The sequence below is a fragment of the Streptomyces sp. NPDC005898 genome, assembly GCF_040629635.1.
Taxonomy (GTDB): domain Bacteria; phylum Actinomycetota; class Actinomycetes; order Streptomycetales; family Streptomycetaceae; genus Streptomyces.
The window spans coordinates 262,064-287,317 of sequence record NZ_JBEXWC010000005.1 but is presented as its reverse complement, the minus strand read 5'-3'; the positions used below and the strand labels follow the sequence as shown (position 1 = coordinate 287,317).

Here is a 25,254-nt window from a genome sequence, read left to right as displayed (position 1 = left end):
CCGGCCCGGGGTCCTTGGGTACGCGGTGGACGCGGGGCAAACGGGTGGGTGGGAGGGAGACATCCGCCGCGAAGCGGCGGGCAGGGCATCGCGAGCCGTACCGGAAGAAGGAGCGTCCGTGTCACTGATCGACAGTCTCGCCCGGCTGGAGGCCGCCGAGACCGGCCGCGCCCGGCCGAGGGCGACGGCCCGGCACCGGCACATCTCCGAGCGCCCGCTGGTGCTCGTCCCGCTCACCACCGCCGGCGAGGCAGGCGCCCCCCTCGGCGCCCTCGTGGGGACGGAGCGCACCTCGCCCCGCCTCCTGATCGTGCCCCAGCCCCGCGACCGCGACCTCCGCTTCGCGTTCCTCGCGCAGCTCGCCGAGATCGTCCTGCCGTACATCGAGGCGTACGCGGACGACGTCGAGGCGGCCGAGCGCAGCGAGACCGACCCGGAGACCGGCAAGCGCGTCAAGGTCGAGGTCGAACTGTGCGCGGAAGCCCCGCAGTTGATCGTCCCGAGCCGCGCCGGCATCGAGTTCGTACGCCTCCTCGGCCGCTCCATGCGATTCCGCCGTACCGCCGAGCAGGACCCCGACACGCCCTATCCCGCCCCGCCCCGCGTCCCCCTGCTCGGCCGGTGGCTGACGCACTTCGGGGAGCGCGCCCGCGTCCCCGGCTCGTCCCTGCTCGTCGCCATGACGGAGCTGCTCTCCCGGCACTGGGCCACCGGCCAGTCCAGCCCGGAGGACCAGCACCTGGGCGCCCTGCTCGCCTGGATCGAGGCCCCGGAGGGCGCCTCGGGCGCCGAGGCCGCGCTCCGCGCCGAGCTGGCGCGCGACAAGGACGGACAGTTGCTGTGCCCGCCCGCGGGCCCGGCCACGGACCCGGCGTTCGACAACGACCTGCTCGCCCCGGCCATCGAGCGCTACGACCGCGCCCGCACCGCCCTGGCCGCCGCCGAGGACGGCGTCGAGGCGGACCGGCGGCTGGCCGCGCTGACGGCCGCCGAGCGGGAGATCCGCGCCCTGGTCGAGAGCCGGACCCGCCCCACCTGGGACGCGGTCTGGCGCGGCCTGGACGCCCTGTGCACCCTGCCCGCGGCCGCGCACGACGCCGACCGGTGGACCCGCGACCGCTGGTCGTTCACCGCCCACCGCGACCGGGTGGCGGCGGGCGAGCCCCCGCAGCCCCGCGTCGACGACGCGATCACCGCGGCGAACAAACTGGCCACGCGCGAGCGCGAGCAGGCGCGCCTGGACGCCCAGGAGGCCCTCGACGACCCCCTGGTGATGGCGGGCCGCCGCCTCGCGGGCGAGGCCTTCGCCGGAGAGGTGACGGAGGTCGTGATGGCGTACAGCGAGGCCAAGAGCCCCCGGCCGCGCCCCCTGGTCACCGTCCGCACGGACGACCGCCCGCACCTCGGCGAGCGCGCGAAGGTGTACCGCTCCCTCCAGGGCAGGCCGCAGACGGCCGAGTTCGTGGCGTACGAGGACGCGGGCACCGTCGTGCTGCGCCTGACCGACAAGATGGGCCGGGGCAAGGAGCCGGAGCCCGGGTCGGTCCCCGAGAAGGGCGACCTGGTCTGCTGGACGCTCTTCGAGCACGAGCAGCGCGGCGGCCCGAAGCTGCCGGACCCGGAGGCCACCCCGTGGACCCATGGCGGCCCGCCCTCGGACACCCCGGAGAGCCCTGATCCCGTGACCGTGGAGGACATCCTGTGATGCAGCTCGCCCCGCCCGCGGGCGGCACCTTCGACCCCGGCGCGGAGGCCGCGCGCGCCACGGACGCGATCCTGCACGACACGCTGCACGGCGCCCACCGCGGTGTCGTCGTCGACTCCCCGCCCGGCGCCGGCAAGTCGACGCTGGTGGTCCGCGCGGCCCGGGAACTGGCCGCGGCCGGCCACAGGCTGATGGTGATCGCGCAGACGAACGCGCAGGTGGACGATCTCGTCCTCCGCCTCGCCGAGAAGGACCCGGAGCTTCCGGTCGGCCGGCTGCACAGCAGCGACCCCGATCCGTACGACAAGGCGCTCGACGACCTGCCGAACGTACGCAAGTCGACCAAGGTGGGTGACCTCGCCGGCCTGGACGTCGTCATCTCGACGGCCGCGAAGTGGGCGCACGTCGACGTCGACAAGCTGGACGCGCCGTGGGGACACGCCATCGTCGACGAGGCGTACCAGATGCGCTCGGACGCGCTGCTCGCCGTGGCGGGGCTCTTCGAGCGGGCGCTGTTCGTGGGCGACCCGGGCCAGCTCGACCCCTTCTCCATCGTCGGCGCCGAGCAGTGGGCGGGCCTGTCCTACGACCCCTCGGCGTCCGCCGTCATGACCCTGCTCGCCCACAACCCCGAGTTGCCCCAGCACCGGCTCCCGGTGTCCTGGCGGCTGCCGGCGTCGGCCGCGCCGCTGGTCTCCGGCGCCTTCTACCCGTACACGCCCTTCCGCAGCGGGACGGACCACGGGGACCGCGCGCTGAACTTCGCGGTGGCGTCGGACGGTTCGGCGCCGGACCGGGTGATCGACGAGGCGGCCCGGGCGGGTTGGGGACTCCTCGAGCTGCCCGCGCGGAACACGCCGCGCACGGATCCGGAGGCGGTGCGGGCGCTGGCGCGCGTGGTGCGGCGGCTGCTGGACCGGGGCGGCGCCGCCACCTCGGAGCGCGGCCCGGTGCCGGTGCCGCTCACGGCCGACCGCGTCGCCGTCGGCACGGCCCACCGCGACCAGGCGGCGGCGGTGCGGGCGGCCCTCGCGGAGCTGGGCGTCCCGGACGTCACGGTGGACACGGCGAACCGGCTCCAGGGCCGCGAGTTCGACGTGACGGTCGTCCTGCACCCGCTGTCCGGGCGCCCGGATGCCACGGCCTTCCACCTGGAGACGGGCCGCCTCTGCGTGCTGACGTCCCGGCACCGGCACGCCTGCATCGTGGTCTGCCGCGCCGGCGTCGACACCCTGCTGGACGACCACCCCTCCACCGAGCCGGTGCAGCTGGGCGTCACGGTGAAGTTCCCCGACGGCTGGGAGGCGAACCACGCGGTCCTCTCACGCCTCGCGGAACACCGGGTGCCGTGGCAGACCCCGTAGGGGCCGTGTCCCGGCAGGATCGCGCCCCTTACGGGGCCCACTTGTGCCACCGGGGAGAATGGAAGACGGCCGAACGCCGCATGGGCGGCACCGCGTCGTACGAGGAGGAACCATGGCGGAGCCCGAGCGGCCCCGGACCGAACAGCGCATGCGCCCCGCGCCCCTGCTCTTCGAGCCCGCCGAGGCGGCGGCCGACCCCGAGCACTTCTTCGACCTGGAGTCGATCGAGGACCCCCGCGAGCTGCTGGACCGGGCGACGGAGCTGACCCACGCGTTCCGTGCCGCGACGGACCGGTCCGTCGAGTTCCAGGCCATCGCGGCCGCCCAGCTCGCCGACCCCCGCCGCTTCGACCGGCTGACGCCCGCGCTGATCGCGGAGCGCGCGGAGTGGACCGAGGACTACGCGAAGAAGATGGTCGAGTTCGGCCGGAGCCTGCTGCGCGGGGGCGGCGAGACGCGGGGCTGAGGGCGGGACAGCGCCGGGCCCGCGACGCTCTCGCGCCTCTTGCGGCATATGCCCGGGGGCACGGTACTCCTCCTCGCCCCCGGCCGTCCCGGCTTCCGGCAACTCTCCGAAAGGGTGCGTTCACCCAGGGTAGATCTGCCTGTCATGGATAACGGCACCCGACTCCGCGCCCGGACAGCCCCCGCGACCCCGCCCCCCGCCGCGTCCGGCGCCTCCACGACTTCCGCCGCCTCCACGGCTTCCGGCGTCCCCGCCGCTTCCAGCGCCCCGGGCGCTTCCGTTCGCGACGCCCGCGAGGTCACCGCCGAGGGAGCCGCCTGGCTCGCCTCGGCCGAGACGTATCCGCGCAGCGCCCTCGCCCACTGGCGGGCCCGGCCCACCGCGCCCGCCGTCCTCCCCTGCGGCACCGCCTTCGACGTGGTCAGCGTCCCCTCGGTCTTCGGACGGCGCATGCTCGACCGGTTATGGGAGGACGGGCCCGGCTCGGGCCCCGTCGCCGACCACCGCGGCCGTACGCTGTTCTTCGCCGCCCCCGGCACCGCCTCGCGCCTGCCCTCGCTCCTGGAGTGGGAGGAGTGGGGCCCAGCCGTCCCCTGCGCGCTCTGCCACGGGCCGGGCGACGCCATCACCGTGCCGCCGCTCAGGGCCGGCGCCGACGGGACCCCGGACGCCCCGGAGGACCCCGGAGTCGAGGCCGCGCCCCGCCCCACGCCCCGCTGGCTGGTGGCGCCGGACACCCGCCACCCCTGGCTGCCGGGGCCCGAGGTGATGCTCTGGGCCTGCGTCCGGGCGGCCCGCGCGGCGGCCTCCTCCGCGGTCCGTATATCGATTTTTCCTGGCGGCGATCAGGGTGCTAAGGTCTACGACGTCAGCAGGCGCCGCTAGCTCAGTTGGTTAGAGCAGCTGACTCTTAATCAGCGGGTCCGGGGTTCGAGTCCCTGGCGGCGCACAGACAGCAAGAAGCCCCTCGCGCGAGCGAGGGGCTTCTTGCGTGTCCGGCCTCCCGCCGTCTCGGCGGCCCGGCCCCTCAGCCGACCGCGACCCGCACCGTCCAGGCACCCGCCGCCGTCCGCGCCTCCACGTCGATCTCGACGCGCAGGTCCTCGCCGGGCACCCGGAAGCTCTCCCCCACCCGCACCGGGGCGTCCGCCAGCTGCGGGTAGACCGAGTCGCCCCAGCAGGACTCCGTCTCCGGGTGGGCGTCGACGACCTCGATGGGGCCGCCGCCCGACGCCGTGCCGTTGCGGACCTCGTAGACGAGCACGCCCTCCGTGCACGCCGCGTGGTCGTTGCCCACGGCGCCCCGCCCCTCCAGGGCGATCGCCGTGTCCGGGCCCGTACGGACCACCGCGAGCCTGGTGCCGCCGACCGCGCCGCCCGTGGCCGGCGCCGACAGCGGCTCCAGGGTCAGTCGCTGGGCGCCCGCCGCCACGCAGCGCACCTGAGGGGACTCCAGCCAGCCCAGCTTCCACTTGTGCCAGCCGAAGAGGTCGGGCGCGAGGCCGAACTGGCTGCCCATGACGTCCCAGTCACCCACATGGGTGTCCCAGTCGCCCTTGCCGTCGGTCGGCCGGTGATAGAGGTCCGGCAGGTCGAAGACATGGCCCGTCTCGTGCGCCAGGACGTTGCGGTCCGGCGGATGCCGCTCGAAGACGGTCACGACGCGCCGGATGTCGGTGCCGTCGGCCCGCATCGGCCGGTCGAGGTTCACCACCTTCGTGGCGTCCGAGTCGACGCCGGGCGCGTCCGGGTCGGCGACGAAGTAGACGATGTCGTACCGCGAGAAGTCCACGTGCGGATCGGCCGCGGCCAGCGCGTCGCGCAGATAGGCGGCGCGGCGCTTGGCGTTCCAGTCGCGCTGTATCGCGTACGCCATGGAGGCCCGCGGCATCTCGACCCACTCGCGCCGCGGATGCGGGCTGAGCCGGAACTTCCCGTAGGAGGCCTGCTCGAAGAAGCGGCTGGTGGCGGGGAAGTGGTCGGCGGCCAGCTCCTCGGGCGTGGTCAGCGGCGGGGAGTCCGGAAAGGACAGGAAGACCATGACCGCGTCCAGGGTCCTGGCCGGGCGCGGATAGGCGGTGTTCCAGGTGTCCAGGCCCTCCGAGTGGTGGGCGGCGGTCCGGCGCAGCTCACACGGGCCCGCGGCGGCCTCGGCGGTGGTCGGGCCCGCGACGAGCGAGGTGGCGGCCAGGGCGGTCAGCGAGGTGAGCAGCGCCCCGGTGCTGCGCAACCGGGGGTCCCGCCATGGCCTGGGGTTCCTCCCTCCACGGGTGAGTCCCCTGGGGGGGAGCTGACGCGGCACGTCGACCTCCGGGTGCGGAATGCGGGACACCCCACCCACCTTGTGGTGACTCGCTGCACTTTGCCCTGTTTGCCTGGCCCTTCCGGGTGAGAGGCGGGCGCGGGCGCGACACCCCGAACGCTCACGGAACGTCACAAGCGGTCGAGTCCCGAAGAAACCAGTTCAGCGCCGGGCAGAAACGATCTGTCAGCGGCGGTGGGCCCTGGCCGGTACGGCCACATGGCTGGATAGGGCATCTGGCGGGCCTCTATGATCGGCACACTTTCCTGCGCGGGCCCGGTCCCCACACCGCCGCCCGCCACCTGCCCGCCGCCCGACGAGACCTGTTCGAGAACAACTGCACTGCGGGAGCAAGCGGTGAACGGAACGTCCCAAGGGCCCACCCCCACGGCGGCCACGCATTCCGGCCGAGCCCGCCCTGTCGTCACGGACCGTCGCGACCGGGAGCGCGAGCCGGTGTGCGAGCCGCCGCGTGACCCGATGTGCGACCCGGTGTCTGACCCCGGGCGCGGCCCGGATCGGCGCCGCCCCGGGTGCGGCCCGGAGTGCGGCCACGGGGGCGGTCCCGGGTGCGGCCCGGAGTGCGGCCACGGGGGCGGTCCCGGGTGCGGCCCGGAGTACGACCACGTATGCGGTCCGGAGCGTGCGCCGGTGCGCGGTGCGGTGCGTGCACCGGAGCGGGGCCCTCAGCGCGAGGGCGAGCGGTGTCCCCGGTGCGAGGCGGACCAGGGCCGCGAGAGTGGGGTCGGCCCCTATCCCGAGCGTGCGTCGGAGCGGGGCCCCCGGCGGGAGTCGGAGCGAGGGTCCGGGCGTGAGACGGAGCGGGGCCCCGGGCGGGAACCGGAGCGGGGTTCCGAGCGCGTGTTGGAGCGGGGTTCCGGGCGGGAGTCGGAACGGGGCCCCGGGCGGGAGTCGGAGCGAGGGTCCGGGCAGGAGTCGGAGCGAGGGTCCGGGCGTGAGACGGAGCGGGGCCCCGGGCGGGAACCGGAGCGGGGTTCCGAGCGCGTGTTGGAGCGGGGTTCCGGGCGGGAGTCGGAGCGAGGGTCCGGGCGGGAGTCGGAGCGAGGGTCCGGGCGGGAGTCGTGGTGGGAGCCGGGGGGTGAGGTGGGGCCGGTCGATTACCACGGGGCCTTTGCCCATGCCCCGCTCGCCCTTGCCGTCGTCGACGGCGACGGCCAGGTGGTCAGTGCCAACGACGCCCTCGCCACCCTCCTCGGCACCACCCCGGAGGCGCTGTGCGGAGGCATCGCCGCCGATCTGGTCGACCTCACCTCCGACGCCCGCACCTGGCACGCCTACCGCGAGGTGCTCCGCGGCCGGCAGGCCAGGCTGCGCTGCGCCCGGCGCCTGAAACACCCCGACGGGCACTCGCTGTGGGTGCAGGTCACGGTCTCGCCGATGCCGGGGTCCGCCGAGCGGGGCGGGGGCCGGACCGTCCTGCTCTCCGCCGCCGACATCAGCGCGCGCCGCGAGCTCCAGGCCCGGCTGCGCCACGTGCAGATGCACGATCCGGTGACCCGGCTGCCCAACCGCAACCTCTTCTTCGAACGCCTCGCCGCCGCGCTCGAGGCGGGCGCCTACGACGACACGAGCACCGGCCGGGTGGGCCTGTGCTACCTGGACCTGGACGGGTTCAAGGCGGTCAACGACACGCTCGGCCACCGGATCGGCGACCGGCTGCTCGCGGCCGTCGCGGAGCGGCTCACGCGCTGCGCCGACCGGGCCGGATACGGCACGGTGACGGCGCCGCTCGTGGCGCGGCTCGGCGGGGACGAGTTCGCGCTGCTGGTGGAGGACTCGACCGGGACGCAGCAGCTGACCGATCTCGCCGACGCGGCGCTGAAGGCCCTCCAGGAACCGTTCGACCTGGCCGGGCAGCGGCTGTCCGTGTCCGCGTCGATCGGCGTCGTGGAGCGGCGTGCGGCGGGCACCACCACGACGGGGCTCATGCAGGCCGCCGACACCACGCTGTACTGGGCGAAGACGGACGGCAAGGCGCGCTGGACGCTCTTCGACCCCGAGCGCAACGCCCACCGCATGACCCGGCAGACGCTCTCCAGCTCCCTGCGGCCGGCCGTGGAGCGCGGCGAGTTCGTCCTGGACTACCAGCCGCTGGTGGGCCTCGACCACGAGGACGTGCAGGGCGTCGAGGCGCTGGTGCGCTGGCGGCACCCCCAGTTCGGGCTCCTGACGCCGAATCGGTTCATCGGACTGGCCGAGGAGGACGGGTCCATCGTGCAGCTCGGCCGCTGGGTGCTGCGCACCGCCTGCCGGCAGGCGCGCCGGTGGCAACTGGCGCATCCCGAGCGGGAGCCGGTGTTCGTCAGCGTGAACGTGGCGGTGCGGCAGGTGTGGGACTCCGACCTGGTCGTGGACGTGGCGGAGATCCTCGCCGAGACCGGCCTGCCCGCCCGGCTGCTCCAGCTGGAGCTGACCGAGTCCGCCGTCATGGGGTCGGCGGGGCGGCCGCTTCAGGCCTTGCAGGCGCTCAGCGACATGGGGGTGCGGATCGCCATCGACGACTTCGGTACGGGGTATTCGAACCTCGCGTACCTGAGCCGGCTGCCGGTGTCCGTCCTGAAGCTGGACGGGTCCTTCGTACGGGGGTTCCAGTACGGGGAGGGGGAGGAGCACGTCAATCCCGCCGACGAGGTCATCGTCGAGGCGCTGGTGCGGTTGGCCCATCGGCTGGGCATCACGGTCACCGCGGAGTGCGTGGAGACGGCGGAGCAGGCTGGGCGGTTGCGGCGCATCGGGTGTGACACCGGTCAGGGCTGGCTCTACTCCCGCCCCGTTCCGGCGGATCGCATCTCCGCGTTGCTGCGGTCCGCGTAGGCCCCGAAGGGGCGTATTGGACGCCGCGCCCAGCCGTCCGGCGGCCCGCGCGAGTGCGTCCGGCCGCAGCGGTTCGTCCACACCTGCGGGCCGCGGTTGGTTGCTCGCGCAGTTCCCCGCGCCCCTGGGGGTTTCCCGTGCCGGCACAGAACACACCCCCTCAGGGGCGCGGGGAACTGCGCGCTCAGCCAGCGGCGATCCGCACAGACGCATCCGACCGCAACGGCTCGGCCGCACCTGCGGGCCGAGGGTGGTTGCTCGCGCCGTTCCCCGCGCCCCTGGGCAGGTTCCACGCGCCGGCACGCGAAAGATTCCGGCACAGCACACCCCCTCAGGGGCGCGGGGAACTGCGCGCCCAGCCGTCGGCGGCCCGCACAGACGCATCCGACCGCAACGGCTCGTCCACACCCGCGGGCCGCAGATGGGTTGCTCGCGCCGTTCCCCGCGCCCCTAACGGGGTCTCACGCACCGGCAAGCGAAAGACCCCCGCACAGCACACCCCCTCAGGGGCGCGGGGAACTGCGCGCTCAGCCAGTGGCGGCCCGCACGGGCGTATCCGGCCGCAGCGGCTCGGCCGCACCTGCGGGCCGAGGGTGGTTGCTCGCGCCGTTCCCCGCGCCCCTGGGGGGGGTTTCACGCGCCGGCATGCGAGAGGTGCTCCCCCCTATGCCCCCGGCAAGCGATACGCGTTGGCGATGAGTTCGTACGAGCGCAGGCGGACCTCGCCGCTGTGGGCGTTTCCGGTGAGCATCAGTTCGTCGGCGCCGGTGCGCTTGGCGAGGTCGTCCAGGCCGGTGCGGACCTGGTCGGCGGTGCCGTGGATGACGTTGGCGTTCCAGCCGGTGACGAACTCGCGTTCCATCTCGTTGAACTCGTACGCCTCCGCCTCCTCCGGCGTGGGGACCAGGCCGGGGCGGCCGGTGCGCAGGCGGACCATGTTCAGGGCCGCGGCCAGGACCTGGCGGCGGGCCTCGTTCTCGTCGTCGGTGGCGAGCGCCGAGACGCCGATCAGGGCGTAGGGGGCGTCCAGGACGGCGGACGGCTTGAACGACTCGCGGTAGAGGTCCAGCGCCGGGATCGTGTTCTGCGCGGAGAAGTGGTGCGCGAAGGCGAACGGCAGGCCGAGGACGCCGGCGAGGCGGGCGCTGAAGCCGGAGGAGCCCAGCAGCCAGATCGGTGGGCGGTGGGTGGACTGGACGCCGCCGGGCGAGGTCGCCTGGACGGGCCCGGGGACCGCGTGGATACGCCGGTAGGGGTGGCCGTCGGGGAAGTCGTCGTCCAGGAAGCGGGTCAGCTCGGCGAGCTGCTGCGGGAAGTCGTCGGCGCCCTCGTTCAGCCGGTCGGTGCGGCGCAGGGCGGCGGCGGTGGCCCCGTCGGTGCCGGGGGCGCGGCCGAGGCCCAGGTCGACGCGGCCGGGGGCCATCGCCTCCAGCGTGCCGAACTGTTCGGCGATGACGAGCGGGGCGTGGTTGGGCAGCATGACGCCGCCGGAGCCGAGCCGGATGCGGCCGGTGTGGGCGGCCAGGTGGGCGAGGATCACGGCCGGCGAGGACGAGGCGACGCCCGGCATGGAGTGGTGCTCGGCCACCCAGTAGCGGTGGTAGCCGCGGGCCTCGGCGAGCTTCGCGATCCGGACGCTGGTGCGCAGCGCGTCGGTGGCGGTGCGCCCGGCGCCGACCGTGACGAGGTCGAGCACGGACAGCGGCACGGGCGCGTCACCGTGCCGCTCACCGCGGATGCCGTCGCCGGCCGCCCGCGCCCCCTCTTCGGCCCCCCGAGCGGCATCCGGGCGTAGGTTCCCGTCGGCGTCCCGAGCCCCCGAGCCCGCTCCCCTCTCGCCCGCCGCGTCCGGACGCACCCCCCGGATGCCGTCGTCGCGGTTGCCGTCGCCGGTCGGGTCCACTGTCACTGGGGTGCCTCCTGCACTGCGTACGTACGTCACATGGGTACGGGAGAGCCAACAGGAGGCACACTCCGTTTTATTCCCCGGGGCAGGGCTCCGCCCCGGTGGGCCGGCCGGGCCAGTACCGTGCCGGCATGGCTGATCCCCTGAAGACCCTCGTCGACGGAGTCGAGGTCGAGGTGCCCAACACCCTTCCGGACATCCGCGCCGCCCTGCCCGAGGAGCGGCGTGCGGACTTCGACCGGGCCATCAACGCCGCCGGGGTCGACGAGATCCACGCCGTGATGCGGCACTGGATGCTGGAGGCCGTGCCCGATCCGGACGCCGAGGCCCGGCTCGCCCGGCTCGCCTCCGACGAGGCGGAGAGGCGGGGTACGGCGTGAGCCCCCGCCACCGCCGCGGCCACCGCGTCACCTACGCGCCGCCCGCCGACGACACCCTCGCCAAGATGGGCGACGCCGACGCCTTCCGCGCCGCCCTCGCCCGCACCATCGGCCGGGACCCCTACGGCCACGGCTCGACACCCGTACGGGAGGACCCCGACCGCAGGGAGGCCACGGTCGACGGCGCCATCGTCCTGTACTACGTCTCCGGGTCGGTCCAGACGTTAACGGTGGTGCGCCTGATCCTCAGCCCCTGACCTGGACCACCGGCTCCTTCGTGAACAGCGAGCCCAGCTCCGGGGCGTTCAGCCGGCGCTCGGCCAGCCGCAGGGCCTCCCAGACCGTGACCTGGTTGGCCGTCAGGACCGGCTTGCCCAGCTCGGCCTCCAGCTCGCGGAGGTGGGCCGCCGTGTGCAGCGCCGTGTCCGGCAGGAGCACCGCCTGCGCGTCCGGGTGGTCGCCCGCGCGGGCCAGCGCGAGGACCTCCGCGCGCCCCCAGGTGCCGACCTCCGCCGCCGTGCCGATGCCGCCGGCCCGCTCCGCGACGACCTCCAGGCCCGCCGCCCGCAGGAACGCCGCGAAGTGCGAGGTCACGTCCTGCGGATAGGTCGCGGCGACGGCGACCCGGACCGCCCCCACCTCCCGTACGGCGTGGGCGAAGGCGAACGACGTCGAGGAGGCGGGCAGACCCGCCGCCCGGGCCAGCTCGCGGACCTGGTCGTGCGCGCCCTCCCAGCCGAGGACGAAGCTGCCGCTGGTGCACGCCCACACCACCGCCTCCGCGCCGGAGAGCCGCAGTTCCTCGACGCCGGCGGCGAGCCGCGCGGGCGAGCCCATCTCCACGAGCGCGTCGAGGCGGTGCGCGTCCTCGCCGATGTCCGTGTGGACGACCTGCAGCCGCACACCGCCGGCGAGCATCTGCTCCATGCGGGGGTAGTCGTCCTCGGCCGAGTGCCCCGGGTAGAGAAATCCGAGTGCCGTCACGTCCAGCCTCCTCCTTCTGCGGGTGGCCCCGCGGGTGGTCCTTCGGGCAGTCCCCTCGGGGGCGGCGGGTCCAGCGGGCTCGCGCCCGGCCGCGCCCCGGGGTCGATCAGCGCCTGGTAAGGCCCTACCGCACGCGTACCCAGCCGACGCAGGGCCGACCACATCGTCACCTGGTTCGCCGAGATCACCGGCATGCGCAGCTCCGCCTCCAGTTGCGGGATCACGTCGTACGTGGGGAGGTTCGTGCAGCTGATGAAGAGGGCGTCCACCCCGGCCCGCACCGCGCGGCGCGCCATGTCGGCCACGTCGCGGTAGGGCACCTTCCAGATGTGCCGGGTCAGGCCCAGGTGGGCGCGGGCGGTGACCGCCACGCCGGCCTCGGCCAGATACTCCTCCAGGGCCCGCGTCACCGACCACGTGTAGGGCGTGACGAGCGCGACACGCCGGGCACCCAGCGCGTCCAGGGCCTCCAGGAGCGCGCCGGAGGTCGTCACGGCGGCGACCGCGCCCTCGCGGGTCATGGCCGCGCACATCGCCCGCTCCCCCGCGACGCCCCGGACGAAACTGCCCGACGTACAGGCGTACGCGAGGACCTCGGGCTCGACGACGGACAGCGCGCGGACCGCGTCGGCGAGGGTCTCGTGCTCGCTGACCAGCCGCGCCAGGTCCAGGCTGACCTCGACGGGCACATACGGCGTGCGGGTCAGATGGAGCGAGACCTCGTCCGGGACCCACCGCCACAGTTCGCGGTCGAGGGCGAAGTCGAAGGGGGCGACGACCCCGACACCCCGCTGCGGGCAGGGGTAGCGCCCGCCCCCCTCGGGCCGTGGGGGAGGTCCGCCGAGAAAGGAGACGTCCATGCGCGGGCCCCCACGTTCACGCCTACTGGGTTGTCGCCATGCCGGTACGGGAGTTGCTCTGTTGACGAAGGTAGGTTCGGGTGCGAGCGTGGTCAATCCGCCCATCTCAGACGGGACGGTTTTCCTCAGATGTCCGAACCGACGCCCGGCCGGCCTCCCAAAACCACCGTTCTCGTCCTGGACGCCGGGCCCCCGGCGCCGCCGCCGCGCCTCGGCGCTCTGACCGGCCGCGCCCGGGTCCTGCACACGGATGAGGCCGCGCTCGCCGCCCGACTGCCGCTCGCCGACGTGCTGTTGGTGTGGGACTTCGCCTCGGACGCGGTGCGCCGCGCCTGGCCGGGCGAGGGGCGCAGGCCGCGCTGGGTGCACACCGCGAGCGCGGGCGTCGACCATCTGCTGTGTCCCGAACTCACCGCCTGCGACACGGTGGTGACCAACGCCCGCGGCGTCTTCGACCAGCCGATCGCGGAGTACGTCGCCGCGCTCGTGCTGGCCCTGGCCAAGGAGCTGCCGCGCACCCTGGAGTCGCAGCGCGAGCGTTCCTGGCGGCACCGCGAGACCCGGCGGGTCGCCGGCACGCGCGCGTGCGTGGTGGGTTCGGGGCCCATCGGCCGGGCCGTCGCGCGCATGCTGGAGGGCCTCGGCGTCACGGCCGCCCTGGTGGGCCGCGCCCGCCGGCCGGGCGTGCACGGCGCGCAGGACCTCGACCGGCTGCTGGCCCGCGCCGACTGGGTGGTGTGCGCGGCGCCGCTCACCGACGCCACCCGCGGCATGTTCGACGCGCGGCGCTTCGGCGTGATGCAGCCCGGCGCGCACTTCATCAACGTGGGGCGCGGTGCCCTGGTGGACGAGGACGACCTGGTGGCCGCGCTGACGAAGCGGTGGATCGCGGGCGCGGCGCTCGACGTCTTCGCGCACGAGCCGCTGCCCGCGGACAGCCCGCTGTGGACGGTGCCGGGGCTGCTCGTCTCCCCGCACATGAGCGGCGACACGGTCGGCTGGCGCGACGAACTGGGCGCCCAGTTCGTGGAGTTGTACGAGGCGTGGGCGGCGGGCCGACCGCTGCGGAACGTGGTCGACAAGGAACGTGGATACGTCCCGGGGCACTGATCACCACCAGGAGGCCGCATGTCCGAGCTGACGGAGCTGACCGCCGTACGACTCCTCGACGGCTACCGCGCGGGCGAGTTCAGCCCGGTCGACGCGGTGCGTGCCGTGCTGCGGCGGGCCGAACAGACGCAGCCCGCCGTGAACGCCTTCGTGCGGATCGAGGCGCGCGGCGCCCTGGAGCAGGCCGAGGCCAGCGCCGGGCGCTGGCGGCGGGGCGAGCCCCGGGGCCTGCTGGACGGGGTGCCGGTGGCGGTCAAGGACCTGCTGCTGCTGCGCGGCGGGCCGACCCTGCGCGGCTCCCGGACCATCCGCCCGGAGGGGACGTGGGACCAGGACGCCCCCGCGGTGGCGCGGCTGCGGGAGCACGGGGCGGTGTTCACCGGCCGCACGACGACCCCGGAGTTCGGCTGGAAGGGCGTCACGGACAGCCCGCTGAGCGGCATCACCCGCAATCCGTACGACGTCTCGCGCACCGCGGGCGGCTCCAGCGGCGGCAGCGCGGTGGCCGTGGCGAGTGGCGCGGGCCCGCTGGCGCTGGGCACGGACGGCGGCGGCTCCGTGCGGATCCCGGCGGCGTTCTGCGGGATCTTCGGGCTGAAGCCGACGTACGGCCGGGTGCCGCTGTATCCCGCGAGCCCCTTCGGCACGCTGTCCCATGTGGGGCCGATGACGCGGGACGCGGCGGACGCGGCGCTCATGATGGACGTCATCAGCGGCCCCGACCCGCGGGACTGGTCCCAGCTGGCCCCGGTGGCGGGCGGCTTCCGCGCGGCCCTGGACGAGGGTGTGCGCGGGTTGCGCGTCGCCTACTCCCCCTCGCTGGGCGGGCAGGTCGCGGTGCGGCCCGCCGTCGCGGCGGCGGTGCGGCGGGCCGTGGAGTGCCTGGCCGCGCGGGGGGCGTACGTCGAGGAGAGCGACCCGGACTTCTCGGGGCCGGTGGACGCCTTCCACACCCTGTGGTTCTGCGGGGCGGCGCGGGTCGTGCAGCACCTGACGCCCGCGCAACGGCAGTCGCTCGACCCGGGGCTGCGGGAGATCTGCGGGCAGGGCGCCCGCCGCAGCGCGCTGGACTACCTCGCGGCGGTCGACGTGCGCACGGACCTCGGGCGTCGCATGGGCCGCTTCCACACGGCGTACGACCTGCTGGTCACGCCGACGCTGCCGATCACCGCGTTCGAGGCGGGCGCGGAGGTGCCGAAGGGGTCCGGGCATCGGCGGTGGACGGGCTGGACGCCGTTCACCTACCCCTTCAACCTCACGCAGCAGCCCGCCGCGACGGTGCCGTGCGGGGTGGACGGGGACGGGCTGCCCATCGGGGTGCAGATCGTGGGCGCGCGCCACGCCGACACGGTGGTGCTGCGCGCGGCGCACGCGCTGTACGAGGCCGGGGCGGGCGGCGTGGCGCCGCCGCCCGCGCCCGGGCCGAGGCCCGACGCGGAGGGCGTCAGGCGCGCCTGAAGCCCAGCGTCTCGCCCTGCGCGCCCGCGCGCCACAGGTCGTTGCAGGCCTCGGCCATCTCGTCGAGGCCCTCGACGACCTGCCCCCAGACGATGCCGGGCACCCAGCCGACGTCGCCGTTCAGGAGGAGGTTGTTGCGTTCGTAGAAGAGGGCGAGGTCGACGACAGTGGGGTTCGCCTGCACCCCGGCCTCCGGTTCGTAGCCGTAGGCCCGCGTCCCCAATTCCGTACCGGAAAAGGAGAAATAGCAGAGATCTCCTGGAATAGGGGTGACTGTCGGGTTCTCCAGGGGCGGTTCGCGGTCCGCGAAGGCCGGGAAAAGGGCGTAGATCTCATTGCGCGCGTATTTCGCGTGATAGACGTCCGACACGAGCGGAAGCGCCTCCCACACCGCCGCGCAGGTCACCGGGGCCCGGTCGGCGAGCAGCCGCGCCGTGCACTGAACTCCCCGCCGGGCGAGGGAGACTTCGATGAATCGGTCTGCCATGCCTCCCATGCTCCTCCGGGGGTCAAGACCACAACGATTGGATCAGGGGCCGGAATTCACCGGCATATCCCGCGTCCGGTCGGGTAGCCGCGCGCCCATGGCTCCACCACTGAGGAAAGACCCAGAGAGCAACGGAACGAATACGTCCGAAAGAGCCCCCGCCGGCGGCGGGCGGGCCGGCCCGCGCCGGCGGTCCCTGCTGGTCGGCGCCGCGTTCGGCGCCGTCGGCACGCTCGGCGCGGCGGGGTGCAGCAAGGTGCCGACGGGCGACACCCTGGCGCGGCTGAAGTCGCAGGGCACGGTGCGGCTGGGCATCGCGGGCGAGGCACCGTACGGATACATCGACGAGGACGGGCAGTTCACGGGCGAGGCGGTGGAACTGGCCAAGGTGATCTTCAAGCGCCTCGGCGTCGACCGCGTGCAGCCGGTCGCCACCGACTTCAGCTCGCTCATCCCGGGCCTGACGACCCAGCAGTTCGACGTGGTCTCGGCCGGGATGTACATCAACAAGGAGAGATGCCAGAAGGTCATCTTCTCCGACCCCGAGTACCAGATGCTGGACTCCTTCATCGTCCGCAAGGGCAACCCGAAGAACCTCCACACCTACGAGGACGCCTTCCGGGCGAAGGCGAGGATAGCCACCGGCCCGGCCTACGCGGAGATCGACTACGCCATCGCGGCGGGCTACGAACGCGACGACATCGCGATCCTCCAGGACCCGGTCGCCGGCATGAACGCCGTCGAGTCCGGCCGGGTCGACCTCTTCGCGGGCACGGCGCTCACCAGTCGGTCGGTGGTCCGCAAGAGCAGCAGGGCGGAGGCCACCAAGGCGTTCGCGCCCGTCGTCGACGGCGAGAAGCAGATCGACGGCGGCGGCTTCACCTTCCGGCCCACCGACACCGGACTGCGCGACGCCTTCAACGTGGAGATCCACAAGATGAAGAAGAGCGGCGAGCTGTTCCGGATCCTGAAGCCGTTCGGCTTCACCGAGGCCGAGATGACCACGCTGACCGCCAAGGAGCTGTGCGCATGACAGCGGGACTGTGGCAACACTGGGTCCTTCCCGGCATCTGGATCACCGTCCAGCTGACCCTCTACAGCGCGGCCCTCGCGACCGCCGTCGCCTTCGGCGTCGGCATGGCCCGCACGCACGGCTCGCGCCTCGTGCGCTTCCTGGCCGGTTTCTACACCGAGGTCTTCCGCGGCACCTCTTCCCTGGTGCTGATGTTCTGGATCTTCTTCGTCCTGCCGCAGCTCGCCGGCTGGGCGCTCGTCCCGATGTGGGCGGCCGTGCTCGCCCTCGGGCTCTCCTACGGCGCGTACGGCGCCGAGATCGTGCGGGGCGCCCTCAACTCGGTGGCATCGGCGCAGCGCGAGGCGGGGGTCGCGCTGAGCTTCACCCCCTGGCAGCGGATGCGGCTGATCCTGCTGCCGCAGGCCGTGCCCGAGATGATCCCGCCGTTCTCGAACCTGCTGGTCGAGCTGCTCAAGGGCACCGCCCTGGTGTCGCTGCTCGGCATCGGCGACGTGTCCTTCGCCGCCTATCTGGTGCGGCTCGCGACCACCGAGAGCGCGCAGATCTACTCGATCACCCTGGTCGTCTACTTCGTGCTCGCCTTCCTGTTCACCCGGGGCATGCGCGCGCTCGAACGCAGGGCGAAGGCGGGCATCGGGCAGCGGCCCGAGCCGCGTACGGGCCTGACGGCCCGGCTCGGCCTCCGCCGGCAGGCGGCGACGGCACCGGTCACCAAGAGCGCGGGAGGCGGCGCATGAACAACGGCACCGACAAGTGGGACTGGGGCGCCGTCGCGGACTTCATGCCGCACTTCTGGGACGGGGTGCTCGTCACCCTCCAGGTCCTGGCCCTCGGCTCGCTGATCTCCTTCTCCCTCGGCCTGGTGTGGGCGCTCGCCCTGCGCGCGCCGACCCGGTTCGTGCGGTGGCCCGTGGGGATCGTCACCGAGTTCATCCGCAACACCCCGCTCGTGGTCCAGCTGTTCTTCCTCTTCTTCGTGCTGCCCGACTGGGGCGTGCAGTTCTCCGCGCTGACCACCGGCACCGTCGCGATCGGCCTGCACTACTCCACGTACACCGCGCAGGTCTACCGCGCGGGCATCGAGGCGGTGCCCGCCGGCCAGTGGGAGGCGGCCACCGCGCTGAACCTGCCCCGCCGGCACACCTGGACCGCGGTGATCCTGCCGCAGGCGATCCGCCGCGTGGTCCCGGCGCTCGGCAACTACGTCATCGCGATGCTGAAGGACACCCCGCTGCTCTCGGCCATCAGCGTCCTCGAACTGCTCCAGCGCGCCCGCCTCCAGGCGGGTGAGACCTTCCAGTACACCGAGGCCCTGACCGTGGTCGGCGTCGCCTTCATCGTCATCGCCTATCCGTCCTCCCTCCTCCTGCGATCCCTGGAGCGCCGCCTTGTCCACTGACACCTCCCTCTCCAAGGACCGGCCGAACCCCGCGGTGGACGGCAGCGAGCTGATCCGCTTCGACAAGGTCGTCAAGCGCTTCGGTTCGAACACCGTCCTCGACCAGCTCGACTTCTCGGTGGCCTCGGGCAAGCACGTCACCCTGATCGGCCCCTCGGGCTCGGGCAAGACGACGATCCTGCGCCTGCTGATGACCCTGCTCAAGCCGGACGAGGGCACGATCAAGGTGGGCGGCCAGTACCTCACCCACCAGGAGCGGAACGGCCGCCTGGTCCCGGCGGGCGAGAAGCACGTCCGCGAGGTCCGCAAGAACATCGGGATGGTCTTCCAGCAGTTCAACCTCTTCCCGAACATGAAGGTCCTGCGCAACATCATGGAGGCGCCGGTCACCGTCCTCGGCCTGTCCAAGGACGAGGCCGAGCAGCGCGCCCGCGAACTGCTCGACCTGGTCGGCCTCGGCGACCGCCACGACGCCTACCCCTCCCAGCTCTCCGGCGGCCAGCAGCAGCGGGTCGCCATCGCGCGGGCCCTCGCGATGCGCCCGCAGGTCCTGCTCCTGGACGAGGTGACCTCCGCGCTCGACCCGGAGCTGGTGGCGGGCGTCCTGGACGTGCTCCGCGACATCGCGCACACCACGGACATCACGATGCTGTGCGTGACCCACGAGATGAGCTTCGCCCGGGACATCTCCGACCAGGTGCTCATGTTCGACGCGGGCCGGGTCATCGAGTCCGGCACCCCGGAGAAGATCTTCACCGAACCGGAGCACGAGCGGACCCGCGAATTCCTGGGCGCGGTGCTGTAGCGAGGCTGCGTGACTGTGGCATATGCAAAATGGCGCGTTCCTGTCGATCGGGCCGGAGCGCGCCATGAATGCGCCCAACATCCGTACGCTATGGGCGACTTGGCGGCTATCGTGGGACCAGCCCGACTGTCCGGAACCTTTCCACGCAGGGGGAAGCCGTGGCGTTGCAGCACCAGGCGAGAGCGCCGCACGACTCCGTCCAGAGCGCCCTGCGGGTGCTGGAGATCGTCGCCCGGCACGATTCAGGCGTCACCACCGTCGAGCTGGCCCGCGAGACCCGCCTGCCCGCCACCCGCCTGGCACCTCTGCTGCGCATGCTGCGCCGCGAGGAGTACGTGACCCGGACGGCCGAGGGGACCTACGTCGCCGGGGCGGCCCTCCACCGCCTCGGCTCGGCCCGCCACCACGACCGGGCGCTGCGCGAGCAGCTCCGGCGCACCCTGGACGGCCTGCGGGACTCCATCGGCGCCGCCGTCTACCTCAGCCGCTACGCCGACGGCGAGGTCCGCGTCACCGACTTCGCCGCCGGCCCCGGCACCCCGGCGGTCAACGAATGGGTGGACTTCCGCTCCTCCGCCCACGCCAGCGCCATCGGCAAGAGCCTGCTCACCCAGCTCGACGTCGACGCCCGCCGCGACCACCTCTCCCGGCACAAGATGGCCCGGCTCACCGCGCGGACGATCACCGACGAGCGGGTGCTGCTCCACCGCCTCGCCGCCCAGCCCGCGACGGCCCCCGTGCTCGACCTCCAGGAGTACGCCGTGGGCACGGTGTGCGCGGCCGTGCCGATCACCGCGGGCTCCTCGGTGGGCTGCCTCGCGCTGTCCCTGCCGGTGCGGCACGCGCACCGCCTGCGCGAGGCGGCGGACACGCTGAGCCGGCGGGCGGCGCCCGTCCTGCTCTCGCTGGCCATCTGACACCCGCCCGGCCGGGAGCACCGTCTCCGGTCAGGAGCACCCTCGCGGACCAGGTACTATTTATGAGTCAGCAGGCGCCGCTAGCTCAGTTGGTTAGAGCAGCTGACTCTTAATCAGCGGGTCCGGGGTTCGAGTCCCTGGCGGCGCACAGACGATGAGAAGCCCTTCGTGAGAGCGAGGGGCTTCTCGCGTATGCCCGCTCCTCGGGCTCAGGGCGCCGTGATCAGGTCCCAGGCCGCCGCGTCGGGCTGGAAGACCTGGTCCTTGACCTCCGGCGGACGCATCCCGGCGGCCACCCTGCGGTGCCAGTGCGCCACGAACGCCGACGGCGGGACGCGCAGCACCCGCGCGGGGGCCAGCCTCCCGTCCTCCCGCGCCCGCCGGTAGTCCGGGCTCCTCCGGCACAGCTCCGCGTCGAGCGCGCCCGCGAAGGACACCGCGTCGAAGGGGCCGGCGCCGTGCGGCGCCACGGCCACCGCGTACCGGTGGGTCCCGGCCCCCCGCTCCGGGCGGGCGGTCAGGTTGACCACGTCGACGCCGGCGTGTCCGGCCGCCGAGGCCACCGCCCGCACCAGCTGCGCCTCGCGCAGCCGCTCCCCCGCCACGTCCGAGAGGCCCGCGCGGCCCGCGTAGGCGACCCGGGGCAGGGTTTTGACGCGGTCCACGACGTGGGTCACGTCACCGAGGACGTAGCGGTACAGGCCGCCCAGGTGGGAGAAGACGACGTGGTAGTCGCGGCCGGGCTCCAGCTCCTCGTGGAGCAGGGTCGGGCTGTCGGGCCGTACGTCCTTTGCCGCGTCGACGAACTCGTACAGCGCGCAGGACACCGCCAGGTGCCCCGCGTGCGGATGCCGGTCGAGCGGCACGCCCACCGGGCCCTCCGACGCGGCCTGGGGAGTGGGCAGGACCGTGACGTCCTCGCCGTACAGCTCCCGCAGGCGCGGGAGGTAGAGCGAGGCGACGCCGCTGGTCCAGCAGTAGAGCAGCCGGATGCGCGGCCAGACGGCGCGCGGTAGGGGGCCGCGGCGCTCCAGCTCGCCGGCCCGTACCGGGTCGGGGGCCGCGCCCGGACGGCCGCCCAGGGTGCCCTCGCGCACGTCCCGCAGGATCCGCGGCCACCACTGGACGAGCAGCTCGGGCACCATCGCGAGCAGGGCCGGGTTGTGGCCGATCACGCAGCGCACGTCGTGCTCCACGGCCATCCGCAGCCGCAGGTAGAGCTTCTCCGGGTAGTCCCCCTCGTCCACCGCGACGGGCAGCTCGGCCCACGGCGCCTCGCTGCCCGGCTCCCGCAGCGTGACGCCGAAGCCGCCGCGCAGGTCGGCCTGGCTCGGCCCGAGGCTGGGCCGGCCCGAGCCGGTGGTGCGGGGCCGGGCGAGGCGGTCGTGGCGGAGGTTCAAGGTCGCCGCGCCCAGGGAGAGCGCGTCGGGGACGTACTCGGCGGGGGCGCCCATCGCCGCCCGGAAGTAGGGCAGGTAGACCCGCTCCAGGAACGTTCGGGTCACCGGGATCCGCTTGCGCGAGCCGGTGCTGCCGCTCGTGGTGAAGAACAGCCGGGGCTCCTCGCGGGTGAGGACGCCGGGCTCGCCGTCGGCGGAGCGGGCCAGCCACGGGTCGTACTCCGCGTAGGAGCGCAGGGGCACCGCCTCGCGGTAGTCGTCGATCGTCCGGACGCGGGCGAGGCCGTGCTCCGCGGCGAACACGGTGCCCCGGCTGTGGGCGAGCAGGTCCTCGAACACCCGGCGCCGCGCCTCGGCGGGTTCGGCCACGGACGCGGCGAGGTCGCGCTTGGCGGCCGTCAGTTCCGCGCGGAACGCGGGGTCGTCGGGATGGTGCTCCAGGGGGCGCATGGTCACTCCTTCATGGCGCGCAGGACGTGGTCGGCGGTGGCGGCGATGCCCTGGCCCGCCGGGACGTGCTCGACGCGCAGCCCCCGCACCTCGTCGAGGAGCCCGGTGCGCAGGTCCCGCTGGAAGCGGGTGAAGGACTCCTCGCCGGCCGTCGGCCCGTAGTGCTCCATGGCATTGAGCAAGGCGCCGCCGCCGCTGCGCAGCCAGGCGGTGCCGGGCGGCACGTCCAGGAAGATCACGCCGACCGGGCGGGGCAGGGACCGCCAGTGACCCTGCCAGGGGCCGCCCGGCAGGCCGAGCAGACGGCACTTGACGAGGATCTTGTAGTAGTAGGAGTCCAGGAGCGGGGTGCGGCCGGGTGGTGCGGTGGCGACGCGGTCCCACAGGTAGGCGACGGCCACGTTGAGCAGCGCCATGACGTACTCCGGTGAGTGGCGTCCCGCGCGTGCCGCGCCGAGGGCGTTCGGCAGCGCGGCGAGGGCCCCGTAGTCACCGGGGAGCAGGGCGGGGTCGTACGACATGGGCTGGACCGGTCCGGTGCGGGCGGCGAGTTCCGCGAGGACGGAGGACTTGCCGCAGTAGTCCGTGCCGAGCAGGACCCAGAAGTCCGGGGCACTCACCCGGTGACCTCCTCGACGCAGGCGAAGGCCCGCAGCCGCTCGGGGGACCGCGGGTCCTGATGGACCCGCACATAGGCGGGCTCGCCCCGCGGTTCGGGCAGCTGGGGGGTGTGCCGGACGGTCAGGCGGTCGCCGGGGGCGAGGACGCCGGTCAGCAGGGACTCGGCCAGCGTGTGGTTGACGTGGACGAGGTAGCGCGGCAGACAGACGTCCGCGGTGGCGACCGTCATCCGCCGGTGCCGTGCGCGGCTCTCGCGGGCGCCCGGCACGGTGAGGGTGAAGTCGCCGGGCGGGTCCGGCGGCAGGTCGCCCTCCACGGCCCGCAGCAGCAGGCGCAGTTCGCGGTGGGCGGTGCGGGCCCCGGGGGCGTACCAGGCGCTCTGCCCGCCGGGGGCGGTCAGGTCGGGCGGCAGCCGGCGCGCGAGGTTGCGGGGGTTGCCCGCGAGGAAGACGGTCCGGGTGAAGTCGGCTCGCCAGCGCTCCCGCTCCTCGGGGGAGAGCCGGGCCGCGAAGGCCAGGGCGGAGCGGGCGAATCCGCAGGGGTCGAACGCGCGCAGGACGGCTACGGCGGGTGCCCGCGCGGGGCGCCCGCCCGCCGCGCGCACGCGGCTGTCGACGATCCGGCGGAGCTGTTCTTGCGTGAGCATTCAGACGTACACCTTCTCCAGCAAGGTCCGGTGCGCGGGCGTCCGGTCCCGGGTGAGCAGGGCGGTGGTGAGCCGGTAGGGATCGACGTACGGGTGGGGGCGGGCGTGGCGGCGCAGCAGCGGTGCCAGCGCCTCCGGGGCCGTCGGGGCGCCAGGGCCCCCGTCCTCCTCGGCGAGCAGCCGGGCGGCGCGGGCCATGCAGCGGCCGAGCAGGTCGGGGCGGTAGGGCTCGCGGTCGCCGCGACCGAGCATCGCTATGAAGTACAGGCGCGTCCCGAGCCGGTGGACGCGCGGGCCCACCCGGTCCAGGAACCGCTCGGCCAGGGCGGCCGCCGTGCGGCCCTGCCAGCCGCCGTGCCTGCTGGAGCGGGGCGGGCCCGTGGCGGTGCCCCCGGTGCGCACCCGGCCCACTCCGAGCACGGTGACGCGGACGCCGAGCACGCGCAGGACGTGGCGCACGAGGACGTAGTCGGGCAGGGAACCGGTGTCGCAAGGCAGCACGAAGTCGTCGTAGGCGCCGATCAGCGGGACGAGTTCGCGCAGCACCCCGGCGAGGTAGTTGCCCCGGCCGTCGGCTCCCACGAGGCGGCGCAGCGGCAGACCGCGCGCGGTGCCGTCCAGGTAGGCCGGGCCGTTCCAGGGGCGGTGGTCGAGGCACAGGCCGTGGCGGGACAGCAGCTCCACGAGCGCGTCCACCGTCATCGGCGGGACCGTGGGCACGCGCAGCCCGGGGTCGGCGATGCCCAGTTCGCGGTAGCGGTCCGTCCACAGGTCGAGGACGCGCGCGCTCGCGGGGTGCAGGGTGCCGGTCGCGTCGACGGGGCCGGGCCGAGCGGGGTCCGAGGCGCGTCCTCGCTGGTAGTCGACGTACAGCTCGCCGATCTTCTCCTCGTCGAAGGCGGTGAAGTCCTGGCCGGGGCGGGTGGCTTCGAGGTGGGCCCAGAAGCCGTGCGTCTGGGCGTTGTCGACGCCGACCGTCCAGCTGTACAGGTGGTCGGTGGGGTACAGCAGTGCGGTCGCCCGGTGCAGCACGTCGCTCCAGAGCAGTCCCTTGACGTGGCTCAGGGTGAGCGGCTTGGTCGGGGCGATGGGGACGGGGGCGATGAGGACGCGCCGCCGTGCGGGGTCGCTGGCGCTCGGCATGCGGGGACTCTATGGCGGTCCGAGCCGTATGCCGGGGGCACGGGCGGATGACTGCAGGAACATGCCAGCCGGCCGTCGGTTCGGCGCGGGCCCGCGCGGGCACCGCCGGGGGCGCTCCTCGCGGAGCACCCGGCATCCTGCGGAAAACCCCACCCCGGTCGACGGCAACCCGCATACCGGGGGCGGGACGCGGTTCGTAGCGTGGACAGCGCATCGCGGCGGCTGTGCCGCAGTCGCCCCTTCAGCTTGGAGAAACCGCATGGACCTCGTGACCCTCGCACTTCCGCAGGAACCCGCGGGCGGCATCGCGGGCTGGGCGGCCGACCTCGTGGACACGATGGGTGGTCCCGGCGCCGGCCTCGCCATCGCCCTGGAGAACCTCTTTCCGCCGCTGCCCAGCGAGGTGATCCTCCCGCTGACCGGGTTCGCCGCCGGGCAGGGCGTGATCAGCCTGGCGTCGGCGCTGTTCTGGACGACGCTCGGCTCGGTGGTCGGCGCCGCCGTCCTGTACTGGATCGGCGTGCTCTTCGGCCGGGAGCGAATGCACGCGATCTGGGCGAAGCTGCCGCTGGTCAAGAGCTCCGACCTGGAGCGCACCGAGGAGTGGTTCGCCAAGCACGGCACCAAGGCGGTCTTCCTCGGCCGGATGGTGCCGATCTTCCGCAGCCTGATCTCGGTGCCCGCGGGCGTGGAGCGCATGCCGCTGCCGATCTTCCTGGGGCTGACCACGCTCGGCAGCCTGATCTGGAACTCGGTGCTCGTGATGGCGGGCTACTGGCTGGGCGACCAGTGGGACGTGGTGGAGACCTACGTCGGATTCCTCTCCAAGGCCGTCCTCGTCGCGGTGCTCGTCGCCATCGCCGTCTACGTGGTGGTCCGCATCCGCTCCAGGAAGCAGCCCCAGTCGCCCTCCCAGCACCGCCGCACCTCCTGACCCGCGACGATGACGAGCGAGACGGCCACCACCCGGCCCCTGTCCG

Annotated in this window: 24 protein-coding genes and 2 tRNA genes; 17 read left to right on the top strand and 9 right to left on the bottom strand. The window is 74.0% G+C overall.

The window, feature by feature from the left end:
• The first annotated feature begins 118 nt into the window (after positions 1-118).
• From ABZ385_RS10190 to ABZ385_RS10170, 5 genes are all read left to right on the top strand, one after another.
• Complete coding sequence (locus ABZ385_RS10190) at positions 119-1,705, top strand: hypothetical protein (protein ID WP_358910796.1); 1,587 nt, start codon at positions 119-121, stop codon at positions 1,703-1,705.
• Positions 1,705-3,069 (top strand): AAA domain-containing protein, encoded by a 1,365-nt coding sequence (locus tag ABZ385_RS10185; protein WP_358910794.1) that lies wholly within the window; start codon positions 1,705-1,707, stop codon positions 3,067-3,069. Before ABZ385_RS10190 ends, ABZ385_RS10185 begins: the two co-directional genes overlap by 1 nt.
• 112 nt (positions 3,070-3,181) lie before the next feature.
• The gene (locus ABZ385_RS10180) at positions 3,182-3,535 is read left to right on the top strand and encodes a hypothetical protein (RefSeq protein ID WP_358590075.1); all 354 of its coding nucleotides are present in this window, start codon (positions 3,182-3,184) and stop codon (positions 3,533-3,535) included.
• Positions 3,536-3,679: 144 nt separating this feature from the next.
• A complete protein-coding gene (locus ABZ385_RS10175; protein ID WP_358910792.1) occupies positions 3,680-4,420 on the top strand; it encodes a bifunctional DNA primase/polymerase in 741 nt (246 codons plus the stop codon).
• Positions 4,411-4,484, top strand: a tRNA-Lys gene (locus ABZ385_RS10170). Before ABZ385_RS10175 ends, ABZ385_RS10170 begins: the two co-directional genes overlap by 10 nt.
• 78 nt (positions 4,485-4,562) lie before the next feature.
• On the opposite strand, the gene ABZ385_RS10165 is transcribed toward ABZ385_RS10170, so the two are convergent.
• Positions 4,563-5,867, bottom strand: a complete 1,305-nt coding sequence (locus tag ABZ385_RS10165; RefSeq protein ID WP_358699508.1) for a M6 family metalloprotease domain-containing protein — start codon at positions 5,865-5,867, stop codon at positions 4,563-4,565.
• A 1,074-nt stretch (positions 5,868-6,941) separates the two neighbouring features.
• Here ABZ385_RS10165 and ABZ385_RS10160 point away from each other — a divergent pair.
• Entirely contained in the window at positions 6,942-8,672 is a 1,731-nt protein-coding gene (locus ABZ385_RS10160; RefSeq protein WP_358910791.1) for an EAL domain-containing protein, read from the top strand.
• Between the two features lie 664 nt (positions 8,673-9,336).
• Here ABZ385_RS10160 and ABZ385_RS10155 read toward each other — a convergent pair.
• Positions 9,337-10,410: an LLM class flavin-dependent oxidoreductase gene (locus ABZ385_RS10155; RefSeq protein ID WP_358910880.1), complete on the bottom strand. Its 1,074-nt coding sequence runs from the start codon at positions 10,408-10,410 to the stop codon at positions 9,337-9,339.
• Positions 10,411-10,709: 299 nt separating this feature from the next.
• Here ABZ385_RS10155 and ABZ385_RS10150 point away from each other — a divergent pair, with 299 nt between their 5' ends.
• Entirely contained in the window at positions 10,710-10,958 is a 249-nt protein-coding gene (locus ABZ385_RS10150; protein WP_358584955.1) for a hypothetical protein, read from the top strand.
• A gap of 65 nt (positions 10,959-11,023) precedes the next feature.
• On the top strand, positions 11,024-11,215 hold the full coding sequence (locus ABZ385_RS10145; protein WP_358584998.1) for a hypothetical protein: 192 nt from the start codon (positions 11,024-11,026) through the stop codon (positions 11,213-11,215).
• Here ABZ385_RS10145 and ABZ385_RS10140 read toward each other — a convergent pair.
• Positions 11,205-11,942, bottom strand: coding sequence for a decarboxylase (locus tag ABZ385_RS10140; protein ID WP_358699781.1), 738 nt, complete (start codon positions 11,940-11,942; stop codon positions 11,205-11,207). The two genes, ABZ385_RS10145 and ABZ385_RS10140, sit on opposite strands and share 11 nt — an antisense overlap.
• A complete protein-coding gene (locus tag ABZ385_RS10135) occupies positions 11,939-12,802 on the bottom strand; it encodes a decarboxylase (protein WP_358584958.1) in 864 nt (287 codons plus the stop codon). Before ABZ385_RS10135 ends, ABZ385_RS10140 begins: the two co-directional genes overlap by 4 nt.
• 129 nt (positions 12,803-12,931) lie before the next feature.
• On the opposite strand from ABZ385_RS10135, the gene ABZ385_RS10130 reads away from it, so the two are divergent.
• Entirely contained in the window at positions 12,932-13,912 is a 981-nt protein-coding gene (locus ABZ385_RS10130; protein ID WP_358910789.1) for a D-2-hydroxyacid dehydrogenase, read from the top strand.
• Between the two features lie 18 nt (positions 13,913-13,930).
• Positions 13,931-15,370, top strand: coding sequence for an amidase (locus ABZ385_RS10125; RefSeq protein WP_358910787.1), 1,440 nt, complete (start codon positions 13,931-13,933; stop codon positions 15,368-15,370).
• Here the strand turns inward: ABZ385_RS10125 and ABZ385_RS10120 are convergent.
• Positions 15,357-15,857 carry a DUF3830 family protein gene (locus ABZ385_RS10120; protein WP_358910785.1) on the bottom strand — a complete coding sequence of 167 codons (501 nt, stop codon included), beginning with the start codon at positions 15,855-15,857 and terminating at the stop codon, positions 15,357-15,359. The genes ABZ385_RS10125 and ABZ385_RS10120 overlap by 14 nt on opposite strands.
• Before the next feature lie 97 nt (positions 15,858-15,954).
• Between ABZ385_RS10120 and ehuB the strand changes: the two genes are divergently transcribed.
• The 6 genes from ehuB (at position 15,955) to ABZ385_RS10090 (ending at position 20,162) form a co-directional block, all read left to right on the top strand.
• Entirely contained in the window at positions 15,955-16,890 is a 936-nt protein-coding gene (gene ehuB, locus ABZ385_RS10115) for an ectoine/hydroxyectoine ABC transporter substrate-binding protein EhuB (RefSeq protein ID WP_358584964.1), read from the top strand.
• Complete coding sequence (gene ehuC, locus ABZ385_RS10110) at positions 16,887-17,630, top strand: ectoine/hydroxyectoine ABC transporter permease subunit EhuC (protein ID WP_358910783.1); 744 nt, start codon at positions 16,887-16,889, stop codon at positions 17,628-17,630. Before ehuB ends, ehuC begins: the two co-directional genes overlap by 4 nt.
• Positions 17,627-18,292, top strand: coding sequence for an ectoine/hydroxyectoine ABC transporter permease subunit EhuD (ehuD, locus tag ABZ385_RS10105; RefSeq protein ID WP_358584968.1), 666 nt, complete (start codon positions 17,627-17,629; stop codon positions 18,290-18,292). Before ehuC ends, ehuD begins: the two co-directional genes overlap by 4 nt.
• The gene (gene ehuA, locus ABZ385_RS10100; RefSeq protein WP_358910781.1) at positions 18,282-19,097 is read left to right on the top strand and encodes an ectoine/hydroxyectoine ABC transporter ATP-binding protein EhuA; all 816 of its coding nucleotides are present in this window, start codon (positions 18,282-18,284) and stop codon (positions 19,095-19,097) included. Before ehuD ends, ehuA begins: the two co-directional genes overlap by 11 nt.
• Before the next feature lie 158 nt (positions 19,098-19,255).
• A complete protein-coding gene (locus tag ABZ385_RS10095) occupies positions 19,256-20,014 on the top strand; it encodes an IclR family transcriptional regulator C-terminal domain-containing protein (protein ID WP_358910779.1) in 759 nt (252 codons plus the stop codon).
• Between the two features lie 74 nt (positions 20,015-20,088).
• A tRNA-Lys gene (locus ABZ385_RS10090) sits at positions 20,089-20,162 on the top strand.
• 61 nt (positions 20,163-20,223) lie between these two features.
• Here ABZ385_RS10090 and ABZ385_RS10085 read toward each other — a convergent pair.
• From ABZ385_RS10085 to ABZ385_RS10070, 4 genes are read right to left on the bottom strand one after another with little or no spacing between them, the layout of a single operon-like run.
• A complete protein-coding gene (locus ABZ385_RS10085) occupies positions 20,224-21,864 on the bottom strand; it encodes a GH3 auxin-responsive promoter family protein (protein ID WP_358910777.1) in 1,641 nt (546 codons plus the stop codon).
• Positions 21,865-21,866: 2 nt separating this feature from the next.
• Positions 21,867-22,484, bottom strand: coding sequence for a hypothetical protein (locus tag ABZ385_RS10080; protein ID WP_358910776.1), 618 nt, complete (start codon positions 22,482-22,484; stop codon positions 21,867-21,869).
• Positions 22,481-23,131: a DUF6182 family protein gene (locus ABZ385_RS10075; protein WP_358910775.1), complete on the bottom strand. Its 651-nt coding sequence runs from the start codon at positions 23,129-23,131 to the stop codon at positions 22,481-22,483. The genes ABZ385_RS10080 and ABZ385_RS10075 overlap by 4 nt, the downstream gene beginning before the upstream one ends.
• Complete coding sequence (locus ABZ385_RS10070) at positions 23,132-24,274, bottom strand: hypothetical protein (protein WP_358910774.1); 1,143 nt, start codon at positions 24,272-24,274, stop codon at positions 23,132-23,134.
• 259 nt (positions 24,275-24,533) lie between these two features.
• On the opposite strand from ABZ385_RS10070, the gene ABZ385_RS10065 reads away from it, so the two are divergent.
• Positions 24,534-25,208, top strand: a complete 675-nt coding sequence (locus ABZ385_RS10065; protein WP_358584982.1) for a DedA family protein — start codon at positions 24,534-24,536, stop codon at positions 25,206-25,208.
• The last annotated feature ends 46 nt before the right edge of the window (positions 25,209-25,254 follow it).

Excerpts from the sequence above, each read along its gene's own strand:
- ABZ385_RS10125 (WP_358910787.1), top strand. The coding sequence starts at position 13,931 with ATGTCCGAGCTGACGGAGCTGACCGCCGTACGACTCCTCGACGGCTAC.
- ABZ385_RS10070 (WP_358910774.1), bottom strand. The coding sequence starts at position 24,274 with ATGCCGAGCGCCAGCGACCCCGCACGGCGGCGCGTCCTCATCGCCCCC.
- ABZ385_RS10085 (WP_358910777.1), bottom strand. The coding sequence starts at position 21,864 with ATGCGCCCCCTGGAGCACCATCCCGACGACCCCGCGTTCCGCGCGGAA.
- ehuC (WP_358910783.1), top strand. The coding sequence starts at position 16,887 with ATGACAGCGGGACTGTGGCAACACTGGGTCCTTCCCGGCATCTGGATC.
- ABZ385_RS10180 (WP_358590075.1), top strand. The coding sequence starts at position 3,182 with ATGGCGGAGCCCGAGCGGCCCCGGACCGAACAGCGCATGCGCCCCGCG.
- ABZ385_RS10150 (WP_358584955.1), top strand. The coding sequence starts at position 10,710 with ATGGCTGATCCCCTGAAGACCCTCGTCGACGGAGTCGAGGTCGAGGTG.
- ABZ385_RS10065 (WP_358584982.1), top strand. The coding sequence starts at position 24,534 with ATGGACCTCGTGACCCTCGCACTTCCGCAGGAACCCGCGGGCGGCATC.
- ABZ385_RS10075 (WP_358910775.1), bottom strand. The coding sequence starts at position 23,131 with ATGCTCACGCAAGAACAGCTCCGCCGGATCGTCGACAGCCGCGTGCGC.
- ABZ385_RS10175 (WP_358910792.1), top strand. The coding sequence starts at position 3,680 with ATGGATAACGGCACCCGACTCCGCGCCCGGACAGCCCCCGCGACCCCG.
- ABZ385_RS10120 (WP_358910785.1), bottom strand. The coding sequence starts at position 15,857 with ATGGCAGACCGATTCATCGAAGTCTCCCTCGCCCGGCGGGGAGTTCAG.
- ABZ385_RS10145 (WP_358584998.1), top strand. The coding sequence starts at position 11,024 with ATGGGCGACGCCGACGCCTTCCGCGCCGCCCTCGCCCGCACCATCGGC.
- ABZ385_RS10185 (WP_358910794.1), top strand. The coding sequence starts at position 1,705 with ATGCAGCTCGCCCCGCCCGCGGGCGGCACCTTCGACCCCGGCGCGGAG.
- ABZ385_RS10130 (WP_358910789.1), top strand. The coding sequence starts at position 12,932 with ATGTCCGAACCGACGCCCGGCCGGCCTCCCAAAACCACCGTTCTCGTC.
- ehuD (WP_358584968.1), top strand. The coding sequence starts at position 17,627 with ATGAACAACGGCACCGACAAGTGGGACTGGGGCGCCGTCGCGGACTTC.
- ABZ385_RS10135 (WP_358584958.1), bottom strand. The coding sequence starts at position 12,802 with ATGGACGTCTCCTTTCTCGGCGGACCTCCCCCACGGCCCGAGGGGGGC.
- ehuB (WP_358584964.1), top strand. The coding sequence starts at position 15,955 with ATGGCTCCACCACTGAGGAAAGACCCAGAGAGCAACGGAACGAATACG.